This is a genomic window from Bacillota bacterium (genome assembly GCA_012842395.1).
Lineage (GTDB): Bacteria > Bacillota > SHA-98 > UBA4971 > UBA4971 > UBA6256.
In genome coordinates this window covers 25,615-49,759 of sequence record DUSX01000004.1, presented here as the reverse complement: position 1 = coordinate 49,759, position 24,145 = coordinate 25,615, and the positions used below count along the sequence as shown (strand labels likewise).

Annotated in this window: 29 protein-coding genes; all 29 read left to right on the top strand. The window is 64.3% G+C overall.

Going from position 1 to position 24,145, the window contains the following annotated elements; all coding sequences use genetic code 11:
* Positions 1–38 precede the first annotated feature (38 nt).
* The 29 genes from spoIIIAA (at position 39) to GX515_02235 (ending at position 24,143) form a co-directional block, all read left to right on the top strand.
* Positions 39–1,019 carry a stage III sporulation protein AA gene (gene spoIIIAA, locus GX515_02375; protein ID HHY31859.1) on the top strand — a complete coding sequence of 327 codons (981 nt, stop codon included), beginning with the start codon at positions 39–41 and terminating at the stop codon, positions 1,017–1,019.
* Between the two features lie 28 nt (positions 1,020–1,047).
* Positions 1,048–1,563: a stage III sporulation protein AB gene (locus tag GX515_02370; protein HHY31858.1), complete on the top strand. Its 516-nt coding sequence runs from the start codon at positions 1,048–1,050 to the stop codon at positions 1,561–1,563.
* Between the two features lie 69 nt (positions 1,564–1,632).
* Positions 1,633–1,833, top strand: a complete 201-nt coding sequence (locus GX515_02365; protein ID HHY31857.1) for a hypothetical protein — start codon at positions 1,633–1,635, stop codon at positions 1,831–1,833.
* A 30-nt stretch (positions 1,834–1,863) separates the two neighbouring features.
* On the top strand, positions 1,864–2,250 hold the full coding sequence (gene spoIIIAD, locus GX515_02360) for a stage III sporulation protein AD (protein ID HHY31856.1): 387 nt from the start codon (positions 1,864–1,866) through the stop codon (positions 2,248–2,250).
* Positions 2,251–2,336: 86 nt separating this feature from the next.
* On the top strand, positions 2,337–3,665 hold the full coding sequence (spoIIIAE, locus tag GX515_02355) for a stage III sporulation protein AE (protein HHY31855.1): 1,329 nt from the start codon (positions 2,337–2,339) through the stop codon (positions 3,663–3,665).
* 26 nt (positions 3,666–3,691) lie between these two features.
* Complete coding sequence (locus GX515_02350; protein HHY31854.1) at positions 3,692–4,261, top strand: stage III sporulation protein AF; 570 nt, start codon at positions 3,692–3,694, stop codon at positions 4,259–4,261.
* A 20-nt stretch (positions 4,262–4,281) separates the two neighbouring features.
* Positions 4,282–4,953, top strand: a complete 672-nt coding sequence (locus tag GX515_02345) for a hypothetical protein (protein HHY31853.1) — start codon at positions 4,282–4,284, stop codon at positions 4,951–4,953.
* A gap of 9 nt (positions 4,954–4,962) precedes the next feature.
* Complete coding sequence (locus GX515_02340; protein ID HHY31852.1) at positions 4,963–5,595, top strand: SpoIIIAH-like family protein; 633 nt, start codon at positions 4,963–4,965, stop codon at positions 5,593–5,595.
* A 200-nt stretch (positions 5,596–5,795) separates the two neighbouring features.
* Complete coding sequence (gene accB, locus GX515_02335) at positions 5,796–6,356, top strand: acetyl-CoA carboxylase biotin carboxyl carrier protein (protein ID HHY31851.1); 561 nt, start codon at positions 5,796–5,798, stop codon at positions 6,354–6,356.
* A gap of 126 nt (positions 6,357–6,482) precedes the next feature.
* Positions 6,483–7,853 carry an acetyl-CoA carboxylase biotin carboxylase subunit gene (gene accC, locus GX515_02330; protein ID HHY31850.1) on the top strand — a complete coding sequence of 457 codons (1,371 nt, stop codon included), beginning with the start codon at positions 6,483–6,485 and terminating at the stop codon, positions 7,851–7,853.
* Positions 7,854–7,890: 37 nt separating this feature from the next.
* On the top strand, positions 7,891–8,310 hold the full coding sequence (locus tag GX515_02325) for an Asp23/Gls24 family envelope stress response protein (GenBank protein HHY31849.1): 420 nt from the start codon (positions 7,891–7,893) through the stop codon (positions 8,308–8,310).
* A 29-nt stretch (positions 8,311–8,339) separates the two neighbouring features.
* Complete coding sequence (gene amaP, locus GX515_02320; GenBank protein ID HHY31848.1) at positions 8,340–8,885, top strand: alkaline shock response membrane anchor protein AmaP; 546 nt, start codon at positions 8,340–8,342, stop codon at positions 8,883–8,885.
* 21 nt (positions 8,886–8,906) lie between these two features.
* Entirely contained in the window at positions 8,907–9,137 is a 231-nt protein-coding gene (locus GX515_02315; protein ID HHY31847.1) for a DUF2273 domain-containing protein, read from the top strand.
* A gap of 135 nt (positions 9,138–9,272) precedes the next feature.
* Positions 9,273–9,698 carry a transcription antitermination factor NusB gene (gene nusB / locus GX515_02310; protein HHY31846.1) on the top strand — a complete coding sequence of 142 codons (426 nt, stop codon included), beginning with the start codon at positions 9,273–9,275 and terminating at the stop codon, positions 9,696–9,698.
* Positions 9,699–10,004: 306 nt separating this feature from the next.
* Positions 10,005–11,243 carry an exodeoxyribonuclease VII large subunit gene (xseA, locus tag GX515_02305; protein ID HHY31845.1) on the top strand — a complete coding sequence of 413 codons (1,239 nt, stop codon included), beginning with the start codon at positions 10,005–10,007 and terminating at the stop codon, positions 11,241–11,243.
* A complete protein-coding gene (locus tag GX515_02300) occupies positions 11,218–11,466 on the top strand; it encodes an exodeoxyribonuclease VII small subunit (protein HHY31844.1) in 249 nt (82 codons plus the stop codon). The genes xseA and GX515_02300 overlap by 26 nt, the downstream gene beginning before the upstream one ends.
* Positions 11,463–12,446, top strand: coding sequence for a polyprenyl synthetase family protein (locus GX515_02295; GenBank protein ID HHY31843.1), 984 nt, complete (start codon positions 11,463–11,465; stop codon positions 12,444–12,446). The genes GX515_02300 and GX515_02295 overlap by 4 nt, the downstream gene beginning before the upstream one ends.
* 681 nt (positions 12,447–13,127) lie before the next feature.
* Positions 13,128–13,775, top strand: coding sequence for a hypothetical protein (locus GX515_02290; protein HHY31842.1), 648 nt, complete (start codon positions 13,128–13,130; stop codon positions 13,773–13,775).
* Positions 13,776–13,780: 5 nt separating this feature from the next.
* A complete protein-coding gene (locus GX515_02285; GenBank protein HHY31841.1) occupies positions 13,781–15,742 on the top strand; it encodes a 1-deoxy-D-xylulose-5-phosphate synthase in 1,962 nt (653 codons plus the stop codon).
* 122 nt (positions 15,743–15,864) lie between these two features.
* Positions 15,865–16,650 (top strand): TlyA family RNA methyltransferase, encoded by a 786-nt coding sequence (locus tag GX515_02280; GenBank protein ID HHY31840.1) that lies wholly within the window; start codon positions 15,865–15,867, stop codon positions 16,648–16,650.
* Between the two features lie 74 nt (positions 16,651–16,724).
* Positions 16,725–17,582: an NAD(+)/NADH kinase gene (locus tag GX515_02275; protein HHY31839.1), complete on the top strand. Its 858-nt coding sequence runs from the start codon at positions 16,725–16,727 to the stop codon at positions 17,580–17,582.
* 13 nt (positions 17,583–17,595) lie between these two features.
* Positions 17,596–18,072: an arginine repressor gene (gene argR / locus GX515_02270; GenBank protein ID HHY31838.1), complete on the top strand. Its 477-nt coding sequence runs from the start codon at positions 17,596–17,598 to the stop codon at positions 18,070–18,072.
* Positions 18,073–18,127: 55 nt separating this feature from the next.
* A complete protein-coding gene (gene recN / locus GX515_02265) occupies positions 18,128–19,861 on the top strand; it encodes a DNA repair protein RecN (protein HHY31837.1) in 1,734 nt (577 codons plus the stop codon).
* 334 nt (positions 19,862–20,195) lie between these two features.
* Positions 20,196–20,510, top strand: a complete 315-nt coding sequence (locus GX515_02260; GenBank protein ID HHY31836.1) for a (2Fe-2S)-binding protein — start codon at positions 20,196–20,198, stop codon at positions 20,508–20,510.
* Complete coding sequence (locus GX515_02255; GenBank protein ID HHY31835.1) at positions 20,497–21,600, top strand: FAD-dependent oxidoreductase; 1,104 nt, start codon at positions 20,497–20,499, stop codon at positions 21,598–21,600. The genes GX515_02260 and GX515_02255 overlap by 14 nt, the downstream gene beginning before the upstream one ends.
* A complete protein-coding gene (locus tag GX515_02250; GenBank protein ID HHY31834.1) occupies positions 21,593–22,111 on the top strand; it encodes a 4Fe-4S binding protein in 519 nt (172 codons plus the stop codon). The genes GX515_02255 and GX515_02250 overlap by 8 nt, the downstream gene beginning before the upstream one ends.
* 31 nt (positions 22,112–22,142) lie before the next feature.
* The gene (locus tag GX515_02245) at positions 22,143–22,520 is read left to right on the top strand and encodes a (2Fe-2S)-binding protein (GenBank protein ID HHY31833.1); all 378 of its coding nucleotides are present in this window, start codon (positions 22,143–22,145) and stop codon (positions 22,518–22,520) included.
* Positions 22,504–23,649, top strand: a complete 1,146-nt coding sequence (locus GX515_02240; protein ID HHY31832.1) for an FAD-binding oxidoreductase — start codon at positions 22,504–22,506, stop codon at positions 23,647–23,649. The genes GX515_02245 and GX515_02240 overlap by 17 nt, the downstream gene beginning before the upstream one ends.
* 95 nt (positions 23,650–23,744) lie before the next feature.
* On the top strand, positions 23,745–24,143 hold the full coding sequence (locus tag GX515_02235) for a 4Fe-4S dicluster domain-containing protein (protein HHY31831.1): 399 nt from the start codon (positions 23,745–23,747) through the stop codon (positions 24,141–24,143).
* Positions 24,144–24,145 lie beyond the last annotated feature (2 nt).

The window sequence follows — 24,145 nt, the reverse complement described above, 5'->3', positions numbered from 1 at the left end:
GACGTGCTTTGCTGGCGGAGGGACGCTGCGGGCGGCCCATGGACCGGGTGATTGCGGACGAGATCCTTCCGTGCCTTCCGATGAAGTTGCGGTCGGCAATACAGACGCTGCCTCCTGAGGTCCTGGGGAAGGCACACGAGATACGGCTAAGGCGTGGGCGCCCGGTAACGTTGGACGTCGGGGACGAAGAGGTCTTCGTCTCGTCACGCGGGGGAATCGCCTCCGGGCCAGACGACGGCTACATCTTTACCGATCAGGAGGCGCTCGTGACCCTTCAACTCATGGCGGGTTCGTCCATCTACTCGTACGAGGACGAGATCCGCCAGGGGTACATCACGCTGCGCGGGGGTCACAGGGTAGGCATCGTCGGCCGCGCCGTGGTGCAAGACGGCACTGTCAAGGTCATCAAGGACATCTCAGGATTCTGCATCAGGGTGTCACACGAGGTCCTGGGCGCAGCGGACGCCGTCATGCCGTACCTCGTCAAATCCAGGAACCGTCTCTTTCACACGCTCATCATCTCACCCCCACGGTGCGGCAAAACCACGCTCCTGCGGGACATCGCCCGCCAGGCCAGCGACGGCGTGAGATCCCTCGGCCTCGTCGGCCTGCGGGTCGGCATCGTGGACGAGCGCTCCGAGATAGCGGCTTGCTATTACGGGGTCCCGCAGAACACGGTCGGCATGCGCACAGATGTGCTCGACGCGTGCCCCAAGGCTGCGGGGATGATCATGCTCGTGAGGTCAATGTCGCCCGACCTCGTGGTGACCGATGAGATCGGCAGGGAGGAGGACTCCGTGGCCGTCCGCGAGGTTATGAACGCCGGCGTTAGCATCGTCGCCACGGCCCACGGCGACTCTCTGGACGACGTCACCAGACGCCCTGCGCTGCGGTGTTTGTTCGAGGGCCAGATGTTCGAGAGAGTGGTCACCCTCAGCTCGAAGGACGGACCGGGCACGGTGGAGTCCGTCTTCGACCTTAAGTCGCAAACGCTCTTGTTCACCCGCTCCGGGCACTAGGTGGAGGTGCAGCAGGGAGGTGAGCTCCGTGCTCAGGCTGCTCGGGGCGGCGCTGGTCGTGGGATCCGCCGCCCTCATCGGAAACACGATTGCTCGCAACTACTCGGAGCGCCCGCGCCAGCTGGCGGAGATCGCGACGGCGCTGGCAGTGCTGGAGACGGAGATCTCCTTCGCAAGGACGCCCCTCGCCGAGGCGCTGTCTCGCGCATGCCGCGGTTCCAAAGGGGTCGGAGCGAGGGTGTTTCGCGTCGCAGCGGATCTCATTGGCTCATCCGAGCTCTTGCCGAACCAGGCTTGGCAGGCGGCGGTGAACCGTGTGTACCCGTGGTCGGCCCTGGCGGCCGAGGATCGCGCTGCGCTTCTCGCGTTCGGCGAGACTCTCGGGACGTGCGGCGCGGATGACCAGCTTCGCTACGTCGCGCTCGTACGCGAGCGGCTCCGCGCGAACGAGGCCCGCGCCCGGGACGAGGCGGAGCGCATGGCACGGATGTGGCGTTATCTCGGCGTAACGGTGGGAGCGATGGTAGCCCTCCTGTTGTACTGAGTCGCACTGAGCGTCCTGCAGCCATCGAGGCGCGAGTTCGGCGTCGCGCTGATGGAGGGAGACGACGGAATGCCAGGCATTGACATCGTGTTCAAAGTCGCCGGGGTAGGCATCATCTCCATCGTTGTCGCCCTCATCTTCGAACAGGTGGGCAGGAAGGATTTCGCCTGGGCCGCCACGGTCATCGGCGCCGCCCTGGTGTTCGGTATCGCGCTCCTCCAGTTCAAGGAGCTCTTGGACGACATCCTCACCGTGTTCAGGCTCTGGTAGGGCCGAACCCGGCCGTGCGGGGTGCTGGCCTTGGACATCGCGAAAGTGCTTGCCGTGTGTGTGGTGGCGACCGTCCTCATAGTGCTCCTGCGATCGCAGAGGCCGGAGATAGCCATCTGGCTCAGCATCGTGACAGGGGTCATCGTGTTCGCATCGATGCTCGGACCCATCAACTACCTCGTGCGCACTCTCACGGACCTCGCGTCCAGGACGAGGTCGGGAAGCGTATACTTCACCACGGTCCTGAAGGTGATCGGGGTGGCCTACCTCGCCGGATTCGGCGCGGAGGTATGCCGGGATGCGGGGGAAGGTGCGATAGCGACCAAACTCGAGTTCGCCGGGAAGGTCCTCATACTTGTGATGGCGCTCCCGGTGTTCGTCGCGGTGCTCGAAACGATCACTCGCTTCCTGAAGTAGACCAGGGGTGTCGAAGCATTGCTCCTCCAGCGGGTTGCGACAACGGGCACGGCGGCGGGCCCGCCGCGAGCTTGGGGAGGATCGTGGTGACGCGCAGACACATCAGCCCGACACCGCACAACTTGTTGCGCCGCCGCCGGGCCGCCAGCCTCGTCTCACTGAGGTGGGCGTTCCTTGCGACCATGACGGTGCTCGCGGTGGCTCTCCTGCCCGTCAGCCTGGGGGGAGGCCAGGCCGCCGTCGCAGAGGCCGAGGTCCCTGCGACCGACAACGACAAGGCCGTTTCAGCGCCCGGTCCGGGGCCCCCCGCGTCCCCAGCTACGCTGGACGATGTCGTGAGGGCGCAGCTCGAGGCGATGGACACGGAGGCCCTTGAAAGGTTTCTCCGCGACGTCGACGCCGACGTCAAAGGTTTCTTCCCGGATCTCGACCTCGTGGCCATGCTGAGGGCTCCCCGGAACATACCGGGAGGTCTAGACCCCGGCAAGATAGCCACGGGCATCGTCAGGCTCCTCGCAGCGGAGGTACGGGCCAGCTTGGCCCTGCTCGGCCAGCTCATAGTGCTCGCCGTGATGTGCTCGGTGTTGTCGGAGTTTGCCGCGGGCCTGGGGGCGGAGCAAGCGACTGGGGTAGCGCGCGCGGCGTGCTTCATGGTCCTCGCTGTCATGGCTGTAAACAGCTTCCTCGTGACCACGAGGGTCGCGACGGCCGCCGTTGACCGGATGACCTCCTTCGTCCAAGCGGCCACACCCTTGCTCTTTACGCTGCTCGCAGCGGCCGGAGGGGTAACCTCCGCGGCCATCATGAGCCCCGCGGTGGTGGCCGCCGCGGGTGCCACGAGCGGCTTCGTGAACAACCTCGTCTTCCCGCTGATATTCCTGTCAGCGGTCCTTGATGTGACGAGCATGATCACCGAACGCGTTCAGCTCACGCGCCTGTCAGCGCTCCTGCGAGACGGGGCCGTGGCCGCGCTCGGCGGGTTCATGACGCTGTTCGTAGGCGTGATGGCGGTGCGGGGGGTGGGGGCGGCCGTCGGGGATACCCTCGCGATCCGGGCCGCTAAGTTCGTGTCGGGCACGTTCATCCCGGTGGTCGGCAAGATGTTCTCGGACGCCGTCGCGATGGTCGCGAGCTGCTCCGTGCTCATTCAGAGCGGTCTCACCGTGGCCGGCCTCGTAGGCGTGTTCATGATCTGCTTGGTCCCAGCAGCTAAGATCTTCGTCGTAGCGGCTATGTATAAGTTGGCGGGCGCGGTGGTTCAGCCCATGGGCGACGAGCGCCTCGCGCGGTGCCTGGGTGCTTTGGGAAACTCGCTCGTCATGGTCCTCGTTTCCTTGGCCGTATCCGCGTTTGCCTTCGTCGCGGCCATGACGGTAGTGGCGGGCCTCGCGAACCTGACCGCCGCAATGAGATGAGCGTGGTAGGCGGGGGGTGCTGTGGCGTGATTGACGCAATATCGGGCTGGGTGCGCGACCTTGCGGTGATGGCGCTCACGCTCGCGTTCGCGGAAATGCTCCTCCCCCGGAACGACCTGCGAAAGTTCGCGAGGGTGGTCATCGGGCTCGTGCTCGTGGCGGTCATCCTGGGGTCCCTCGTCGACCTCTCCTCCATAAAAGACGTGCTGGCCACCACCTCGGCCCCGGCCTTCCCCGAAACCCCCAACGTCGGCGCACGTGACTACGCGGCGGAGGGGAACAGGGTGGCTCAGGCGGGCCTGGAGGTTGCGAGCCGCGGGGCAAAGGCGCGACTCGAGAGGCAGGTCGAGTCGCTGGCACGCCTGGCGTCCGGCGGCACCGCGGACGCCAGGGTTGAGCTCGGGCCTTCCGGCGAGATCTTGAAGGTCAGCGTAGCGGTGCGCCTGTCGCCGACTTCAACCGAGGCCCGGGGACCCGAGGACGGCGGCACGAGCCGGGGCACCGCATCGGTGGTCGCAGCGCGAGTGGAGGAGGCCTTGCGGGACTTCTACGGGCTCAGCGCAGACGTCCCTGTGGTCGTGGACGTGCGCGGGTAAGCCATGCGAGGTGATCCGAAATGACGCAGACCATTGCGGACTTGATCGCAAAACTGCTCGAAGGCAGATCCGACGAGGGCAGCGGTCTCAAGCCGCCGCAAATCCGGAGGATCGCGTGGCTCGTCCTTGCCGGCCTCGTCGGCGTCCTCCTGCTGCTCATCGGTTTCTCGTCGAGGTTCCAGGGCCCGTCTACCACGCCGGGCACACCGCGCACTGACGTGACACGCGGTGCGACACCTGTCGCCGCGGGATCTGGGTCGGCCGCGTACGACACACCCGACGCAATTGGGTCACAGGAGTCGTCCTTGGAACGTGCGCTCGAGGAGATCCTTCGCCAGGTCGAGGGCGCAGGCAGGGTGAGCGTGAAGCTGACGTTTGCGACCGGTCGCATGTATGAGTATGCTGAGAACGCCACCCGCGAGGAAAGCAGCACCACAGAACAGGACTCCTCCGGCGTGAAGAGAGAGACCACAGAGGTGAGGACCAGCGGCGAAGTGGTCACAACACAGGAGCGGGGAACAGGGTACGCTGTCCCGGTAGTTCGCAACGTGCTCGAACCGCGGGTCCAGGGCGTGCTCGTGGTGTCGGACGGCGCGAGTGACGCCCGCGTAAGGAGCGCCCTCACTGAGGCGGTTGCGACCGTCCTCGACATACCGCCCCACAAGGTTGCGGTACTTCCCAGGCAGAGGTAGGTGGCATTCATGAAAGACAGGGCGAGATCTGGCTTCGCGCTGATGGTGGTCATCGCGGTCGTTCTCGGGGTGTTGATCGGTACGAGGAACGTTGGAAGCCCGGTCGCTGACACCCAAGCCCAGCTCACGACAGACGATCAGGCGCGTCCCGTTGCCGCCGGTGGCACCGGGACGCCAAAGGGCGAGACGCCAGCCGGGACAGCGGCATCCAGCACGCCCGCCGATGAACTGGGCGCTAGGTCGACGAGCGGTGGCGCGGCCACCCAGGACGAGATCCCGGAAGCGACGGGCGAGGACTTCTTCGCGGAGTACAGGCTGGAGCGGACCCGCACGCGCTCAAAGAATATCGAGATGCTCCAACAGATCGTGGCAGACGAGAACACGTCCGAGGAAGCTCGGGCCGCGGCAAGCACCGAGCTCGTGGATCTCTCAAAGAGAACCGAAGCTGAAGCAGAGGCGGAGGCGCTCATAAGAGCGAGAGGCTACAAGGATGCGCTGGTGTTCGTTCGCGGGGACGCGTGCGACGTGGTGGTCTCCGGACCGGAACTCACGCGCGCCGATGCGGAACAAATCGGAGACATCGTGGCAAGGTGCCTCGGGGTCGACCTCGCCAACATAACCATAATCGAGCGCACGGACTAAGTGGAGGTGCGACAACAGGAGGCCGGACCCGCGCTATCTGAAGGGCGAGTTGCCCGCGATGCCGGCACGCGACGTGCGCGGCGTTCACCACCGCTCGAGCCAAACCAGCTAAGTGCCCGCCCGGCGGCCAAGGGAAGAAGGAAACGAGGCACTTGTGGTGAATATAGCAAGGCATGACCCGAAGTCCCGGCGCTGTTGCTATGGTTAGTGGTTCCAATCGCCGGGAAGGCTATGAACGCGGATATTCATCCAGTTTCAGGGAAGGCAGGCTGCAGGAGTTGGAACTCAGAGAACTGCGACGTGAGATCGCCGGGCTCGCGAGGATAATGAACGCGCACGACATCGCAGAGATAGAGATCACAGCGGACGGGATGTCCCTGAAGTTGCGGAAGGCAGACGGCATGGTGACCGTGAAGCGGGCTCCGGAGGTGGTCGGCCTCGTGGAGGCGTTGCCGGAGGAGGAACCGCCGCGCGCCAAGGCCGCGCCGGAACCCAAAGGCGAGGTGACAGCGCGGGAGAACCGCATCACGATCACCGCCCCCATGGTAGGCACGTTTTACAGGGCCCCCGCGCCCGACGCCGACCCTTACGTCGAGATCGGAGATACGGTCTCCCCGGGGCAGGTGGTGTGTATAATCGAGGCCATGAAGATCATGAATGAGATACAGGCCGAGGTGAGGGGAAGGGTCCTGGAGATCCTTGTGGAAAACGCGGAGCCCGTGGAATACGGCCAGCCCCTATTCGTCCTCGAGACCCTCTGAGGCCAGGGCAAGCCTTGAGGCTGTTGCGGCCTGGCTCATGTCGTACCTGGTTCATATCGTAGAGGACGCATCATTCATGGATGCTGAAGCGGAGGTTGCGGGAGGTACAGCGTGTCGGAGCTTGCCATTACAAAGGTCCTCGTGGCGAACAGAGGCGAGGTTGCTGTCAGAATCATCAGGGCTGCTAAGGAGCTTGGCATAAAGACCGTGGCAGTGTACTCGGAGGCCGATCGCGGGTCGCTTGCGACCAAGTTGGCTGACGAGGCTTATTGTATCGGGCCCGGGCCCAGCACCCAGAGTTACCTCAACATACCCAACATCATCAGCGCGGCGATGCTTTCCGGAGCGGATGCGATCCATCCGGGCTACGGGTTTCTGGCTGAGAACCCGTATTTCGCCGAGATCTGCGAGTCTCACGGCTTGAAATTCATAGGCCCCAGCGCCCGAGTGATGAACGTCATGGGTGACAAGGCGGAGGCCAAGCGGGCGATGGCTGCAGCCGGGCTGCCTGTGATCCCCGGCACGTCAGGAGTCATACAGGACGAGAAAGAGGCCCTTGCATTTGCGGACGAATACGGGTTTCCGGTGATGGTGAAAGCCGCTGCAGGTGGCGGCGGGAAGGGAATGCGCGCCGCGTCCAGTAGGCAAGAGCTTGTGACCGCCATTAGGTTCGCGCAAGCCGAGGCCGAGGCCGCGTTCGGCGTGGCGGGAGTATATCTCGAGAAGATCCTCGACCGCCCGAGACACGTCGAAGTGCAGCTACTCGTGGATGAGGACGGACACGCGATCCATCTCGGCGAACGCGACTGCTCGGTGCAAAGAAAGCATCAGAAGCTGATAGAGGAGTCGCCGTCGCCGGTGGTGGACGACAGGATGAGAAAGGCGATAGGCGACGCGGCCGTGCGGGGCGCGCTCGCCGTCGGTTACACCAACGCCGGCACCATGGAGTTCCTCGTGGATTCCACCGGGGCGTTCTACTTCATGGAGATGAACACGAGGGTGCAGGTGGAACACCCCGTGACGGAGCTCGTGACAGGCATCGACATCGTTAAGGCGCAGTTCATGATAGCCGCGGGCGAGTCCATCGCGGTCACTCAAAACGACATCGTTCTCTCGGGCCACGCCATCGAGTGCAGGATCAACGCGGAAGATCCTTCGCGGAGCTTCATGCCATCGCCCGGGCGCGTGTCCTCGGTCGTTATCCCCGGAGGGCCCGGGGTGAGGGTGGATACCGCGCTTTTCGCGGGATGCACCGTGCCGCCTTACTATGATTCGCTCATCGCAAAAGTGGCTGTGTGGGGCCGCGACCGCGCTGAGGCCATCGAGAGGATGTCGAGGGCGCTCGAGGAGATCGAGATAGAGGGCATTTGCACGAACGTCGCGTTCCAGCGAAGGCTCATAAGGAGCTCCCGGTTCCGCGAAGCTGAGATCTATTGTAACGATGACGTTCTGGCCGTTGCCGCCGGGAACTCCGCTGATTTGTCAAGGCAGGCATGAAAAGGTATAATGCGGCCGGAAGGAGGGCCAAGATGCCATGCAGCCGGGCGACCTGCAGTATTATGACGATACTCGCTCGCACGATAGTCATGAGAGCCTCGGGAATATCAAGATAGCAAGCGAGGTCGTGGGAGTGATCGCCGGCCTCGCCGCAACCGAGGTGGAGGGGATAGCCGGCATGAGCGGCGGCATCACTGGAGGCATAGCCGAGCTGCTCGGGCGCCGGAACCTGTCCAAAGGGGTGAAGGTGGAGGTCGGCGAGAAGGAGGCGGCCGTTGACCTCTTCGTCGTGGTCAATTACGGGGTGCGAATCCCCGATGTCGCCTGGAAAGTGCAACAGAACGTGAAGAGGGCCATCGAGAGCATGACCGGGCGCGAGGTCGTGGAGGTTAACGTTCACGTGCAAGGGGTGAGCTTCCCGCACGAGGAGAAACAGGAGACTGCGAGGGTGCGCTGACCAGGAAGGTGAAAGGAGCAGCTTCCACCATGAGATTCTACGACCGAGTCGTCGTGTTTGCTTCGTCCCTTGTGATGATTGGGACAGGCCTGGTATTCCTGATGATGGCTTTCGGGCCAAACCCTACAAGGCTCTTCACTGATGTCTTCCTCACTGGGCCTTTCGGCAGCCTGCGTCCGGTGGTAGTCGTGGGCGCCGCCATCGTCGCTGCCCTGGGACTCTACCTCATGTGGCTTGCCACCCGGGGCCGCGGGCGGCGCAGGCCGATCATCCGTGGGACAAGCCTCGGCGAGGTCAGGATCGCACAAACCGCCGTTGAAGCGCTCGTCCGGCGGGCGGCGAGGGAGGTACCGGGGATTCAAGACGTTGACACCGTGGTCGACTTATCCGGCGAAGAACTGGAGATATTCGTATCAGTCACTGTAAGCCCCGACATCTCCATTCCGTCCGTGGCCGAGCAGATCCAGGCGAAGCTCGCGCGCTACATCGGCGACACGGTCGGGGTGGACGTGTCAAAGGTGTCCGTGAACGTGAGAAACATCGGCCACGAGCAGAAGACCCCGAGAGTAGTGTAGCCGGAGAAAGGGGGCAGGTTGATGCGTCCCGAGGTCAGGGAGATGCTGCGCATTGCCCTCGAACACCCGGGGAAGGTGTTCGGGTCGATATTCGGTTTCATTGTCGGATGGGTGATGATCCTCTTCAGCCCCATTGCCGGCCTCTATCTTGTGGGCTGTGTAGCCGCAGGCTACCTTATCGGCCGGTATATCGACAGTCGCAGGAGCATCAGGGACATCCTCGGAGATCTTCTGCCGCCTCAGGATCGCTGAGCGGAACCGGGCGGGAGCTGCGACAAGGGCTCCTGTGCGCGAGCGAGGAGGGGCTGCCGGCAGCCCCTTCCAAAGTCAGGGGGGCGCCGCAACGCTTTCGTAAAGGCGCGGCGCGGGCTGCGTGAGGTGAGAGGTTTGACCAGAAGAGAGGCGCGTGAGGCCGCGTTCATCGCGCTCTTCCAGATGGACGTGGGCCGGGCGGCGATGGAGCCGGCTATCCATGCCGCCACGAACGGCAGGCGAGTGGATGAGCGAAGCCTTGATTACGTGCGAAGGGCGGTGTCCGGGGTCGTCGAGCGCAAAGCGGAAATCGACGCGATCATATCGAAGCTGGCGATCGGGTGGACGCTCGACCGCATGGGCGCCGTCGACCGCAACCTCTTGCGGCTCGCCGTGTACGAGATCCTCCATCTGGACGACGTCCCGGTGGCGGCGGCCATCAATGAGGCCGTGGCTCTTGCGAAGAAATTCGGTGACGAGGAGTCGGGCAAGTTCGTCAACGGCATTCTGGGAAGGCTCGCCCGGGAAACGGCGGCAAGCCCCGGTAACTCTCCTGAGTAAGCCTTGTCGGCTCTCCAAGCGTGACGCCGCGACTTGTCGCCTCTTCCCAGGGGTGCTGGGGCTGTGGGCTGTCGGTCTTTGCACGACGGGGCGCTCGGGAACTGGTCGGCCGGCCCTCACGGCGGATTCTACCGAGGCGCGCCGCGGGCGCGCCGTGCCCTCAAGGCAAGGATGGCGATCGTGGGCAGCGCTTGCGCCCTGACCTGCACGCTGAAAGGCGGGGCAGCGCGAACTTGTGACGATCTACCTGGCAAGCCCGCGTCCCGCGCCTGGAAGGTCCGCAGAACGTTGTGTGAAGGTGCTGCCATGCTCTCTATCTATTCTGTCTCCGATGTCAACAGGCACATAAAGCAGATCGTCGAAGGCGACGAGGCCCTTTCAGGTATCTGGGTGCGCGGCGAGATCTCCAATTTCACCTATCACACATCGGGGCACATGTACTTCAGCCTCAAGGACGCTTCCGCAAGGCTTCGGTGCGTGATGTTTCGCGGAAACAACGCCCGTCTCAAGTTCATGCCCGCCGACGGAATGCTCGTATTCGCGTTCGGCTCGGTGGGCGTATACGAAAAAGCCGGCGATGTGCAGCTCTATGTGGAAGACATGATGCCCGCTGGCACCGGGTCGCTGTACCTCGCGTTCCTGCAACTACGCGAGAAACTCGCTGTGGAAGGCCTCCTAGATGCCTCGAGAAAGCGACCGCTGCCGAGGTTCCCGTCGGTCGTTGGGGTCGTGACATCTCCCACCGGCGCCGCAGTGCGTGATGTCATCACCGTGATAAGCCGCAGAGCGCCAGGCACCACGGTGCTTGTGGTGCCCGCTCAGGTGCAGGGGGACGAAGCCCCAGAAAGCATAGTCAAGGCCCTCGAGCTCGTGAACCGCGCCTCCGCGCTCATCGACGTGGTCATCGTGGGACGGGGCGGCGGCTCCATAGAGGACCTCTGGGCGTTCAACGACGAAAGAGTCGCCCGGGCCATCGCAGGCTGCAAGGTTCCTGTGATATCCGCCGTAGGCCATGAGACAGATTTCACCATCGCAGACTTCGTGGCAGACCGTCGGGCGCCTACTCCTTCGGCCGCCGCCGAAATGGCCGTTCCCGACCTGGCCGAGACAAGACAGGCGCTCCTTCAACTTTCGTTGCGCCTGGAGGCCGCGGCGAAGGCAGAGGTGCGCCGGCACAGAGAGTGGTTCGAGCGCGTCGCCCGGTCTCACGTCTTCAGGTTTCCTCAAGACATAACGAGAGACCACCGGCAGAGGCTGGGTGACGCGCACCAGAGGGCGGTCGCAGCCATTGCGCGGAGGCTCGCCGAAAAGCGAGAGGTGTTCGGAGCGCTCGCGGCGCGGCTCGATGTGTTGAGCCCGCTGGGCACGCTCGCGCGCGGTTACGCTGTGGTCAGGACCCTTCCAGAGAGGCGCGTCGTCCGCGGTGTGAGGAGCGTCGCGGAAGGCGACGGGGTCGAAGTGCTGCTTGCCGACGGAAGCGTTGAGTGCGTCGTGACCACGGTCAAGGAGGGAGGCCCCAATGGGAGACGAGGGGACGAAGATTGACTTCGAGAAGGCCATGGAGGAGCTCGAGGAGACGGTGTCGCGCCTGGAAGGCGGCGAGCTCACGCTGGAGGAGTCTCTCGAGGCTTTCGAGAAAGGCATGTCACTCGTGAAGATGTGCCGGAAGAAGCTAGACGAAGCGGAAACAAGGATCGCGAAGCTTGTGGAGACGAAAGGCGGCGAGCTCGTCACCGAGCCATTCCGTCTCGAGGAAGATGCGGGATGAACGACTGGACGCACAGGATGAGAGAGCTCGTGAACGAGGCCCTCGAGCGCACGCTGCCTCCTGAGACGGCCGCCCCCGTCGGGCTTCACAGGGCCATGAGGTACGCGGTCTTTCCCGGGGGGAAGCGAATACGACCGCTCCTGACGCTCGGCGCGGCCCTCGCAGTGGGGCGGAGGCACAGCGCAGCCCTCGGAAGCGCGGCGGCATGCACTCGTCGCGACGACTGGGATGAGATGGCCGTGCGGCGCGCCATGCCTTGTGCGGTCGCGGTTGAGCTCGTTCACTCGTATTCGCTTATCCACGACGATCTTCCGGCGATGGATGACGACGACTTCAGGCGCGGCCGTCCTACGGTACACAAGGCTTTCGGAGAGGCGCTGGCCATCCTCGCGGGCGACGCCCTTCTGCCGCTGGCATTTGAGGTGCTCACCGGGGACGAATCCCGGAGCCTGATAGGCCCGGAAGCGGCGGCGAACACCGCCTGGGAGCTCGCGCGTGCGGCGGGGAGCCTGGGCATGGCGGGCGGGCAGGCCATTGACGTCGGTGATGCCGCGGAGCGCTCTGGGCACCCCCGCAGTGAGGAGGCCGCGCCGGGTGCGACCGACAGGGCCCAGGCGCCGCGAGGCGGTGACGTGACGCTCGCGAACCGAGTGGTGCGCCTCGCAGACCTCAAGACCGGGGCACTCATACGGGCTGCGGTGCGCTGCGGTGCGATCGCCCTCTCCGCGCTCCCCGACGAGCTCGAGGCGCTGACCCGTTTCGGAAGCCTTGTCGGCCGCGCCTTCCAGGTGTTCGATGATCTGGACGATATCGAAGAGGGGAACGTGCTGACCTTCCCGCGGGCGATGGGGTCCGAGGCAGCAAGAGCCTACGCCGAGGAGCTTCTGGCGCAGGCGGAGGAAGCGCTGTCGCTATTCGCGGCGGGCGAAGCCGCCGAGCTGTGCGCGCTCGCCCGGGCGCTCGGCGGCCGCGTCGCTTGAAGGCAAGAAGTGCCTATGTTATAATCATTTCTGCCAGGGCAGGTGGTGCAGTATTCTAGTCAGCACCACCATCTTTGAAGACGGGCCTAAAAATCCGTCGAGGGCACATCGATGAAGTCCCTGGTGCTGGCCGCCGACGCCCAGTCGGGGGCTGGTGCTGGGGGTTAAGAGGAGAGGGCGATCTGCAATGGCATGCGGGCGTTGACCCTCTCCTCGCGGAGACCCGACCCCGTGGTGAGACGGCACCGACCGGCTGCCACGGCCGGGGGGTAAACCTGCACTTAGGTGCGGGCAGGTGCGAGACACACCGTGCTTGGTGCAGTGTAGCCTGCCTTGAGTGGTGGGCGCGGGATTGCGGGTACCAGGGCAAGTGCCTCCTGGCCAGGAGGCTGGCCCGTTGCCGCATGAAACCCCAACTGCAAAAGAGGCTAGAAGATGGTGGGAGCTGCCGAGGAAAACTCCTAGACTGTCCGGAGACGTGGGGCATTCCGGGGATTGCAGTGTGCGCTAAGTGGTAATCCGGCCGCCCGCTGTGGCAACCGCGGGAGGCGGTCGTAAACGGGAAACCGCCCGAGCGGCAACGCGAGGGAGCACCGCAGGGAAAACCAGCCGGACCTCAAGCCACAATATTTACCCGGGGTGCTACCACCTGCCTGGAACGTTTTCGAGGTGATGGCGTTCTTGGACCAACGTCTCGCAAGAGCTGTGTCCGTTGGTTTGACAACTTTCTTGCTGGCAATATCAGTCAATTTCGTGTCCAAGATTCTCCTGGGTCGCGTCGGGTTGGTTCTTGGACTTTTTGTTCTGTTGGGCATAGTTTTTATCGGCGTCATATTTGACGTGCTGGGCACGGCCTCGACCGCTGCCAAGAGACAGCCTTTCCACGCGATGGCTGCGAAGAAGGTGTACGGTGCCCACCAGGCGCTCCGCATAGTCCGGTCCGCCGACCGTGTGGCCAACTTCTGCAACGATGTGGTGGGCGATATGGCAGGCACGGTCAGCGGCGCCGTCGGGGCGAGCATAGTTGTGCAGCTCATGACGGTCATGCCATCCGGAGTGAGCGAAACTCTGGTAAGCACGGTGGTGATAGGCCTCATCGCCGCGCTCACAGTCGGCGGCAAGGCGTGGAGCAAGAACATGGCGGTGAACGACGCCGAGAAGATCGTGCTCGCGGCTGGAAAGGTCATAGCAGGCATCGAGTCCGTCACCGGGCTCACGTTCTTTCGTGGCGGGAAGGAGAACCATCGCCGGCACGTGCGTCCTGAGGCCGAGGTCCGTGGGCGAGAGGACCGCGGCCGGAAGTCGAAATCGAGAGATGATGAGAGGTAACGAGGGTGGCAAGGCTCCTTGACCGTTTGGACCTACCGCACGACTTGAAACGGCTCTCGCCGCAAGAGCTGGAGCAGCTTGCGTCGGAGATCCGCGAAGAGATCATAACCACGGTGGCCAAGACCGGGGGCCACCTCGCGCCGAGCCTCGGCGCCGTTGACCTAGCCATCGCGCTTCACGCGGTCCTGGACAGTCCGAGAGACAAGATCGTCTGGGACGTCGGCCACCAGGCATACGCTCATAAGATCCTTACCGGGCGCCACACGGTGTTCCGTAGCCTCAGGCAGTTCGGGGGCATAAGCGGGTTTCCTAGGCGCGACGAGAGCCCCCACGACGCTTTCAATACGGGCCATTCGAGCACTTCCATCTCGGCGGCGCTCGGCATCGCAAAGGCCCGCGACCTCAAAGGCGAGGATTTCACGGTGGTAGCGGTCATCGGCGACGGCTCCCTCACGGGGGGCATGGCCTTCGAAGCCTTGAATCACGCGGGCCATCTCAAGACCGACCTCATCGTAGTGCTGAATGACAACGAGATGTCGATATCCCCCAACGTGGGCGCGCTTGCCTCATACCTCGCTCGACTGCGAACGGAACCACGCCTCCTGAAACTGCGGCAGGACATCGAGCGCATACTCGAGGGGGTCCCGCGTATCGGCAAGGATCTCGCCGAGAGCGTCAGGCGGCTCAAAGGAAGCGTGAAGTACCTAGTGGTCCCTGGCATGCTCTTTGAGAACCTGGGCTTCACTTACCTTGGGCCACTCGACGGCCATGACATTCAGGCTATCATGCGCACCGTCGAGGACGCGCGTGCCAAGGGCGGTCCCGTGCTCATCCATGTGGTTACGAAGAAGGGGCGTGGCTATCCGCCTGCTGAGGCCGACCCCAGGAAGTTCCACGGGGTAGGCGAGTTCGACGTGGCGTCCGGGGAGCTCCTGCGCTCGCCGGGGCCGCCGACTTATACCCAGGTGTTCGGCGAGACTCTTGCGAAGCTGGGGTCGAGCGACCCGCGGATCGTGGCCATAACGGCCGCCATGCCTGACGGCACCGGGCTCGACGCCTTCGCGCGGCTTCATCCAGACCGGTTCTTCGACGTAGGCATAGCGGAGCAGCACGCTGTCACGCTTGCCGCGGGGCTGGCGAGCCAGGGCTTCATCCCGGTGGCCGCGATCTACTCCACGTTCCTTCAGAGAGCCTATGACCAGATTGTCCACGACGTGGCCCTGCAGGGGCTCCACGTGGTGTTCGCCGTGGACAGGGCCGGGCTTGTCGGGGAAGACGGCCCGACCCATCACGGGGCCTTCGACATTGCGTATCTCAGGAGCGTGCCGGGGATGACGGTGATGGCGCCCGCGGATGAAGTGGAGCTCGTGGTCATGTTTTCGGCGGCTCTTCGCATGGACGGGCCCGTTGCCTTGAGATACCCGAGGGCCCAGGGCTGGGGAGACGCCGCGTTCAGACCTGCTTGCCCCATCGAGCACGGAAAGGGCGTTCTCGTCCGCGACGGCGACGACGTAGCGATCGTCGCCATCGGCAGCATGGTGTATCCGTCGCTCCAAGCGGCTGCGCTTCTCGAGCGGAGGGGGATAAGCGCTGCCGTGGTGAACGCGAGGTTCGCGAAACCAATTGATGAGGAACTTCTCTTGTACGTGGCCAGCCGGTGCGGGCGCGTGGTAGCGGTCGAGGAGGGAACGCCAGCGGGTGGGTTCGGGAGCGCGGTCGCCCAGGTGATCGCGCAGCACGGCACCACGGGGCAGGCCGTGGCATTCCGGCACCTTGCGCTGCCCGACGCCTTCGTGCAACACGGACCGAGAGACACGCTCCTGGCTGGGTGCGGGCTCACGCCGACCCACATCGCGAAGGCCGCAGCTGACCTCCTCGAGCGCAGCCCGGGTGTAATACGGACGCGACAGGGCACCTCCGCCATGGGCTCGAGCGAGCTCGCAGCAGGGGCGGAGGTGACGAGGTGACAGGCCTAGATGACTCCGGCGGAGGCCTAGCCGGCCGATGCGCAAGCGAAGGCCCCGACAACCTCGGCAAAGCGCCGGCCCGCGCGCGCACGCGCTTGGATGTCTTGCTTGTGGAACTGGGGATGTTCGAAACGAGAGAGAAGGCCCGCCGGGCCATAATGGCAGGCGAGGTTTTCGTGGACGGCGCAAGGCAGGACAAGCCAGGCGCGAAGGTACCCGCGTCGTCGGCGATCGAGGTGAGGCCGACGAAAGCCGCGTACGTGAGCAGGGGCGGGGAGAAGCTCGAGAAGGCCCTCCACGAGTTCGGCGTGGACGTGGCCGGAAAGGTTGCCATCGACGTCGGCGCATCCACCGGCGGGTTCACCGACTGCCTACTGCGTCACGGTGCGAGACGGGTGTATGCCGTTGACGTGGGATACGGTCAGCTCGCGTGGGAGCTTCGGAATGACCCCAGGGTGGTGGTGTGCGAGCGCACAAACGTGCGGTATCTCACGAGGGAGGCTGTGCCGGAGCCAGCGGATGTCTGCACGATCGATGTGTCGTTCATATCGATAACGAAGTTTCTCGAGCATCTGTTGACGTTTCTGGTTGCCGGCGCGTCCATCGTGGCGCTCGTGAAGCCCCAGTTTGAGGCGGGCAGAGAGAAAGTGGGCAAGGGAGGGGTGGTCCGCGACCCCGACGTCCACGCGGAGACGCTCCTTCGCGTGGTGGAGTTCATGATGGGGTGTGGACTGGAGATCCGAGGGATCACCTATTCGCCGATAAGAGGGCCTGCAGGAAACATCGAGTTCTTGGTGTATGCAGTAAAGTGCCGAGAGCCCAGTTGCGGTCTCGGCGCGGCAGTGAGCGAAGCGCTTGAGGCCTCGGTGCGTGAGGTAGTGCTCGCGGCGCATCGCGCCCTCGACTGATGCGGGCCTCAGGCGCACGCCGTTCGCATTCGCAACGGAAGTCCTTGTTGGTAGGAGACTGTGCGAGGTGCGAGATGAGGATAGGCCTTGTAACCCACCTTGGAAAGCACGCCGCCGTCGAAACGGCGAAGGAGCTCCTGAGGTTCCTTCCCGCGCGAGGGGTCCAGGTCATGCTTGATCCCGACAGTGCGCGGGAATTCGGCCTCGTCGACCTGTCCTTCGGCGAGGAGGCCATTGGTGAGAAGCTCGACCTCGCCGTCGTGCTCGGGGGCGATGGCGCCCTCCTGAATGCGGCCCGCCGCCTTGCCGGTAGTGAGGTTCCCATCCTCGGCGTGAACGTCGGCCATCTCGGGTTTCTCACTGAGGTGGAGCTTCCCGACTTGTACGAGGCTCTCGAGAGGGTCCTAAGCGGCCGGTACACTGTGGAGGAGAGAATGATGCTCCGTGCGCAGGTCACGCGCGGGTCAAAGGGAACCGTGGCAGACTTCGTTGGGCTGAACGACGTGGTTGTCACCAAGGGCGCGTTTGCCAGAATGATACGGCTGAAGACGTACATCGGCCCGAATTTCATTGGCACCTACCCGGCGGACGGCGCCATAGTCGCGAGCCCCACCGGCTCCACCGGCTACTCCTTGTCCGCGGGCGGCCCGATAGTAGACCCGGCCATCGATACCCTCATAGTGACGTTCATTTGCCCGCACACTTTGGCGGCGAGATCCTTCGTCGCTTCCCGCAGGGACACGGTGAGGATAGTCGTGTCCGCCCCGAGCGAGGAGGTCATGCTGACCGTCGACGGCCAGGTGGGATTTCGCTTGGAGAACCGCGACGAGGTCCTTGTGGAAGCCGCCCCGACGAAGACCCGGCTCGTGAAGCTCGGGCGTCGCAGCTTCTACGAGGTCCTCAGGACGCGTCTTGCGGAAGGGAACGTGTAGGAAGGTGAAATCGTTGAAGGCCAAGCGCCACGCGAGGGTGCTCAAGATCATCAGGGACAAGGTGGTCGAAACCCAGGAAGACCTCGCCCGTGAACTGCGCAAGGAGGGCTTCAAAGTCACGCAGGCCACTGTCTCTCGGGACATCAAAGAGCTGCGCATAACGAAGCTGCCCACCAGCGACGGACGGTATCGCTACGGCCTGCCGCACGAGCGGTCGCAAGAAGAGGCCCAGCGACGTCTCGAAAGGCTGTTCGCGGATTCCGTTGTGGCCGTCGATTTCAGCGAGAACCTGGTCGTCATCAAGACCCTCACGGGCAACGCCCACGCGGTGGCGGCAGCCATCGACGAGGCGGACTTCAAGGAGATCGTGGGAACTATAGCCGGCGACGACACGATCCTGGCGGTGGTCCGCCCCAAGTCTGCCGTCCCCGAACTGCTGGGAAGATTCAACAGGCTGCGACGGCCGTCCCCGGAGGAGCGCGGGGAATAGCGAGCGAAGGTCCGGTCGACAGGAGGAGCTGCGACCAGAGCGGTGGTGAGATGCCGTGCTTCTTGAGCTCCATATCAAAGACTTCGCTCTTGTGGAGGAAGTCGAGCTCCAATTCAGGGAAGGGTTCAACGTGCTCTCGGGAGAGACAGGCGCGGGCAAGTCCATCATCATCGGTGCCGTGACTCTCCTTCTTGGAGGGCGCGCGTTTTTGGACCTGGTCCGCACGGGGACGGACGAAGCCGTCATCCACGGGGTGTTCTCCGTCCCGAAAGGGTCTTCTGCGCGTCGGGCCATCGAAGACCTTGGCATAGAAGTGGGGAACGACGACCTTGTGGTCATCTCACGCACCATCTCAAGATCCGGAAGGAACCAGTGCAGGGTGAACGGGCGGCCCGTCACGCAGGGGATGCTTGCAGGCATCGGTGAGCATCTGGTTGACATCCACGGCCAAAACGAGCACCAGTCGCTGCTCCGGGTAGGGAAGCACATAGAGTTCCTCGACAGGTTTGCAGGCCCGGAGACGCTTGCCCTTCGCGATGAGGTGCGGTCCTGTCATGCGCGCCTCGTGGAGCTCCAGGAGAGGCTCGCAGCGCTTCGCACGGGAGAGAGGGAGCGCGCGCAGCGCTTGGACCTTCTCGAGTTTCAAGCGAGAGAGATCGACGCCGCGCGGCTTTCCCCAGGAGAGGACGTGCAGCTTGCACGCGACCGGGCGGTCCTCGCTGCGGCGGACCAGCTCTACGCCCACGCCGAGGCGGCGTACGCCGCGCTCCAGGGGACTGACGGCCTGTCAGCGGGCGCTTGTGACGCCATAGCCGCGGCCATTTCGGAGATCGAGGCCATCATGAAGGTGGATGACTCCGTGAGAGGGGCGCAAGAGCTCCTGCAAAGTGCCTCAGCCGCGTGCGAGGAGGCGGCGCGGATGCTCCGGGTATACAGGGACGGCATCGAGGTTGACCCGGCACGACTCGCGCAGGTGGAAGAGCGTCTCGCTGTTCTCCAGCGTTTGAAGAAGAAGTACGGTGACACGGTGGACGAGATCCTCGAGTTCCGCCGCGAGATCGGCCGTGAGATAGAGAAGGCCGCGTCCTCAGAGGAGGAGATAGCAGCGATTGAAAGGGAATTGGCGAAGACCAGAGAGTCTCTCGGAGCCCTCGCCGGCTCCCTCCACGAGCTGCGGGCGCGTGCCGCGCGTGTGCTCGAGAAGCAGGTGGAGGCCGAGCTTGCCGAGCTGAACATGGGTTCATGCGAATTCCGTGTGAGCTTCTCCACAAAGGAAGACGCGGCGGGCGTGCCTGTGGGGGGCAAGCTCCTTGCTTGCGGGGCAAGCGGCGTCGACACTGTGGAGTTCCTCCTCTCGGCAAACCGGGGCGAGCCGGCAAAGCCCCTTGCCCGCATAGCGAGCGGCGGGGAGATCTCCAGGGTGATGCTTGCCCTGAAGTCGTGCCTCGCCTCGGTGGACGAGGTGGACACGCTCATATTCGACGAGATCGACGCCGGCATCGGCGGCCGCACAGCGACCGCGGTCGCAGCGAAGCTCGCGGCGACGAGCCGGATGCGCCAGGTGATCTGCGTGACCCATCTCGCCCAGATCGCGAGCATGGCCGATACCCACTACGTCATCAATAAGGTCGAGGGGGGCGGGCGCACGAAGACCGTCGTCGAGAAGCTTGAGGGAGAAGCACGCATAGCCGAGATCGCGAGGATGCTCGGAGGCGCAGGCCTCACACCGACAACGTTCGAGCATGCGAGAGAGATGCTTCAGGCGGCCTCGCGCGCCAGCGGCCGCTGACCCAGGGCCTCCCAGCCCTGCCCGCAAACCTCCCAGCCTCGGCCCGCAAACACCGCAACCTTCCCGCGAACGCCAGGCAGTCGACGGTCGAAAGGTCGAAGCCGCGGCAGGTTCACGTCGAGAGCATTTCGATGGTCCCATAGAGGAAAAGCCCTGACCGGCGCGAATAAACACTGTGGTACGTCTGCGAGACGCGAGGACGACTCGGGCTCGATACGCGGCAGCGCCATGGGCGCCGTCACAGAATCCGGACCACGCGGCGCGGCTGCGCCGGCTCACCCACGACGCGCTCATCAGCGAGAGGACGGCTGAGCGACCGATGACCGATGACGCTATGAGGATCACGGTTCACCCGATACTTGAGTTCAAGAGGGGCAGGAAGGTCAAGTTTACGTTCGACGGCCAGGAACTGGAGGGGTACGAGGGGGAGCCTATTGCGGCCGCCCTGCACGCAGCGGGCGTGCGCGTGCTGAGAGAGAGTCCTAAACTGAAAAGGCCGAGGGGCTTCTTCTGCGCGATAGGCAACTGCTCGTCGTGCCTGATGACCGTGGACGGGCGCCCGAACGTGAGAGTCTGCATAGAGAGGCTGCGCGAGGGCATGCGCGTCGAAACGCAGCGGGGAAAGGGTGTGCTTCTTGCGAACGACTGAGGTCTGCGTGATCGGGGCAGGCCCAGCGGGCCTGTGCGCCGCCATAGCCGCCCGGGAGATGGGCGCCCGAGTGACTTGCGTAGACTCCGGCACGAGGCCGGGAGGGCAGCTCGTCAAGCAAACCCACAAGTTCTTCGGGTCGAGGGGACAGTTTGCCGGGCGGCGCGGGATAGACATAGCCCGCATGCTTGCGGCGCAGGTCGAGGGCGACCCGATGGTGGAGCTCATGCTGGAAAGCACCGTCGTCGGTTTCTATGATGACGGGACCCTCGGTATCGAGCGCGAGGATCGCGTCACGTTCCTGAAGCCGGAGCGCGTCATATGCGCCACGGGAGCTTCTGAGAGGATGCTCGCCTTTCCCGGCAACGATCTGCCGGGCGTTTACGGTGCCGGCGCGGTCCAGACGCTCATGAACGTGCACGGGGTGAGGCCCGGGCGCGCCGCGCTTATGGTTGGAGCAGGCAACATCGGCCTCATCGTCAGCTACCAGCTGTTGCAGGCGGGCGTCGAGGTCGTCGCAGTCGTCGAGGCAATGCCCAACATAGGCGGGTATGAGGTTCACGCGCGGAAGATCCGAAGGGCTGGCGTGCCGGTCCTCACATCGCATACGGTGAAGGCAGCGCACGGCACCAGGGTGGTCGAGGGCGCTACAATATGCGCTCTCGGCAGTGACTTCGAGCCGGTCCCGGGGACGGATCGGCGCTTCCAGGTGGACACCATATGCCTGGCGGTCGGCCTCACTCCCCTGGCAGACCTCCTCTGGCAAGCAGGGTGCAGGATGGCTTACATCCCCGAGCTTGGTGGGCACGTCGCTTTGCGGGATGACAACTACGAGACTTCGCGCCCAGGCGTATACGTGGCCGGAGACCTGGCGGGTATCGAGGAGGCCTCGTCCGCCATGATAGAAGGCACTCTCGCCGGGCTCGCCGCAGCGCGCTCGCTCGGGTATACAAGACCCGACGTGGATGAGAGGCTCGCGGCCGCCAGGGCCGAGCTCGCCGCGCTCCGCGCAGGCCCGAAAGGTGAGAGGGTGCGCCGGGGGATCGAACGTCTGATGCGCCTCGGGAAGGAGGTCGGCGTGTTTGCGTGACGGTGGCGAATTGACTGCCGGCCCGAGCGCCCCGAACGGTGTTCCTGACGCCGAGAGGCTCGCACGGGGCCCGTGCGTGGTCGTCGAATGTCCCGAGGAGATACCCTGCGACCCGTGCCACGACGCGTGTCCACGAGGTGCTATCCGGCCCTTTGAGGACATCAACCACCTTCCTGAGGTGGACTTCGACAAGTGCAACGGGTGTGGCACGTGCATATCCGCTTGCCCGGGGCTTGCCATATTCGTTGTCGACGAGACGTGGGGAGAGGCTCAGGCTCTCGTGAAACTGCCTTACGAGTTCGTGCCGCTGCCCAAACCAGGGCAGGATGTGGTGGGGTTGGATAGGACGGGAAGGGCGCGCTGCACCGCTAGAGTGGTCCGGGTCCAGACGTCCGAAAGGCAAGACAAGACATCTGTTGTGTGGATAGAGGTGCCGAAGGGGCTCTCGATGGAGGTCCGGCACATCCGGGTGGGAGGGAGCGCATGTGGCGTGCGCGAAACCTCAGGCTGAGGCGGCGCAGCGAACTGCGGACGACGAGAGTATGGGCGAAGGGGGCAAAGCCCCCGGGCCCGGCGTTGTCGTGGTTTGCCGGTGCGAGGACGTCACGCTCGACGAGATCCGCGATCTCATAGCTAAGGGTTACAGGACGGTCGAGGAGATCAAGCGGATCACCAGGTGCGGCATGGGGCCCTGCCAAGGCCGGACTTGCCGCCAACTCGTGCTGGCGGAGATAGCCAAGGCCACGGGCACCAGCGTCGCAGATCTAGCGACAGGGAAATTCAGGCCGCCCACTAAGCCTGTGCGTCTCGGGGGCGCGGTGGAGGCGAGCGACGAATCCGAAAGCCGGGAGCTGGAGCTCCAGCGCAGGCGCGCGGGCGAGCGCGGGATCGAGGGGGATGGCCATGACCAGGTCCGCTGACGCTGTTGTCATCGGTGGCGGGGTCGTGGGCGCATCCGTGGCGTATCATCTCGCGACGCGCGGGTTCGGCCGCGTGGTGCTCGTGGAGCGCTCGTACCTGGCGAGCGGCTCCACCGGACGCTGCGGCGCAGGGGTGAGGCAGCAGTGGGGCACGAAGCTGAACTGCCTCTTGGCACGCGAAAGCGTCCGGATGTTCGAACGGATGGACGAAGAGCTCGGCTATGACCGCAGCGTCGAATTCAAGCAAGGTGGCTATCTCCTTCTCGCGTACACAGACCGCGAGATGGATCAATTCACGAAGAACGTCCAACTTGAGCGGGAGCTGGGGATCCCGGCGAGCCTCCTCACGCCCGCAGAGGCGAAGGCCATCGTTCCTATGCTCAACACGAGCGACGTGCTGTGCGCCACGTACTGCCCGACCGACGGCCACGCCAATCCGTTCCACGTCACCTACGCGTACGCCGCCGCCGCGCGCCGGCTCGGCGTGGAGGTCATGACTTTCACGGAAGTCAAGGCCATCGAGGTCGGGGCCGGCGGGGTCGCCAGGGTCGTCTGCGACAAGGGGACCATCGATACGAGGGTGGTCGTGAACGCTGCCGGGCCGCATTCGGGGCTTGTGGCGCGGATGGTGGGCCTCGAGATCCCGTTCTGGGCCGAGCGTCATCAGATCCTTGTGACCGAGCCGGTGGAGCCCGCGCTGCGGCCGATGGTGATGTCGTTCTCGAGGCGGTTCTATTGCCAGCAAACCCCGCATGGGAGCTTCGTGATGGGCATGGGAGACCCGTCCGAGCCACATGGCTTCAGCACCGAGAGCGGCTGGAAGTTCCTCGTTGAAATGGCACGCGAGATAACGAGGGTCCTGCCTCCTGTGGGTAACCTCAGGGTCGTGAGGCAGTGGGCGGGGTTGTACGACATGACGCCCGACGCCCACCCGATACTTGGTGCAACGCCGGTGGAGGGTTTCTACCTTGCGTGTGGGTTCTCGGGTCACGGCTTCATGCTGGCTCCCATCACCGGCAGGCTGCTCGCTGAGATCATCTGCGACGGCAAGCCTTCCATAGACATAAGCGGGCTTGACCTCGGCCGGTTCGAGCGGGGGGAGCTCGTGGTCGAGCCCTCAGTAGTATAGCCCGTGCCCGCGCCGGTGGCCGATGAACGGGCGATGCACGGGCACGGCTCGTTTGACTCGCGTCTTGCTCACGAAGGCTCGGGAGGGGAGAGAAGGTGGAACTCGATCTCGATCGATGCACAGGTTGCAGGCTTTGTCAGCTCGTGTGCTCGGTGACGAACTTTGGCGAGAACAACCCCAAGAAAGCCGGGATCCGCGTGGTCTCCAAGCTCTTCACCGACGCCAGATACGACGTGATCGTCTGTGACCAGTGTGGCACGTGCGCCGATGTCTGCCCCGTCGGCGCCATTAACATGGATGAGGGTGTGGTACGGATAGACGCGGACACATGTACGAACTGCGGCGTTTGCATAGACGCGTGCCCGAATGGCGCGCTGTTTTCGCACCCCGAGGTTGCTCACCCCATCAAGTGCGTGGCGTGCGGGGAGTGCGCGAAGTACTGCCCGAGAGGCGTCCTTGATGCTCTCGCTGGCTTGCGAAAGGTGGCGAGCTAGAT

Coding starts and splice junctions, on each gene's coding strand:
- GX515_02295 (HHY31843.1), top strand. CDS start 11,463: ATGAACGACTGGACGCACAGGATGAGAGAGCTCGTGAACGAGGCCCTC.
- spoIIIAA (HHY31859.1), top strand. CDS start 39: ATGGACCGGGTGATTGCGGACGAGATCCTTCCGTGCCTTCCGATGAAG.
- GX515_02300 (HHY31844.1), top strand. CDS start 11,218: ATGGGAGACGAGGGGACGAAGATTGACTTCGAGAAGGCCATGGAGGAG.
- GX515_02325 (HHY31849.1), top strand. CDS start 7,891: ATGCAGCCGGGCGACCTGCAGTATTATGACGATACTCGCTCGCACGAT.
- GX515_02365 (HHY31857.1), top strand. CDS start 1,633: ATGCCAGGCATTGACATCGTGTTCAAAGTCGCCGGGGTAGGCATCATC.
- GX515_02260 (HHY31836.1), top strand. CDS start 20,196: ATGAGGATCACGGTTCACCCGATACTTGAGTTCAAGAGGGGCAGGAAG.
- GX515_02245 (HHY31833.1), top strand. CDS start 22,143: ATGGGCGAAGGGGGCAAAGCCCCCGGGCCCGGCGTTGTCGTGGTTTGC.
- GX515_02240 (HHY31832.1), top strand. CDS start 22,504: ATGACCAGGTCCGCTGACGCTGTTGTCATCGGTGGCGGGGTCGTGGGC.
- amaP (HHY31848.1), top strand. CDS start 8,340: ATGAGATTCTACGACCGAGTCGTCGTGTTTGCTTCGTCCCTTGTGATG.
- GX515_02340 (HHY31852.1), top strand. CDS start 4,963: ATGAAAGACAGGGCGAGATCTGGCTTCGCGCTGATGGTGGTCATCGCG.
- GX515_02275 (HHY31839.1), top strand. CDS start 16,725: ATGAGGATAGGCCTTGTAACCCACCTTGGAAAGCACGCCGCCGTCGAA.
- accB (HHY31851.1), top strand. CDS start 5,796: ATGGTTAGTGGTTCCAATCGCCGGGAAGGCTATGAACGCGGATATTCA.
- GX515_02315 (HHY31847.1), top strand. CDS start 8,907: ATGCGTCCCGAGGTCAGGGAGATGCTGCGCATTGCCCTCGAACACCCG.
- xseA (HHY31845.1), top strand. CDS start 10,005: ATGCTCTCTATCTATTCTGTCTCCGATGTCAACAGGCACATAAAGCAG.
- GX515_02345 (HHY31853.1), top strand. CDS start 4,282: ATGACGCAGACCATTGCGGACTTGATCGCAAAACTGCTCGAAGGCAGA.
- GX515_02280 (HHY31840.1), top strand. CDS start 15,865: ATGTTCGAAACGAGAGAGAAGGCCCGCCGGGCCATAATGGCAGGCGAG.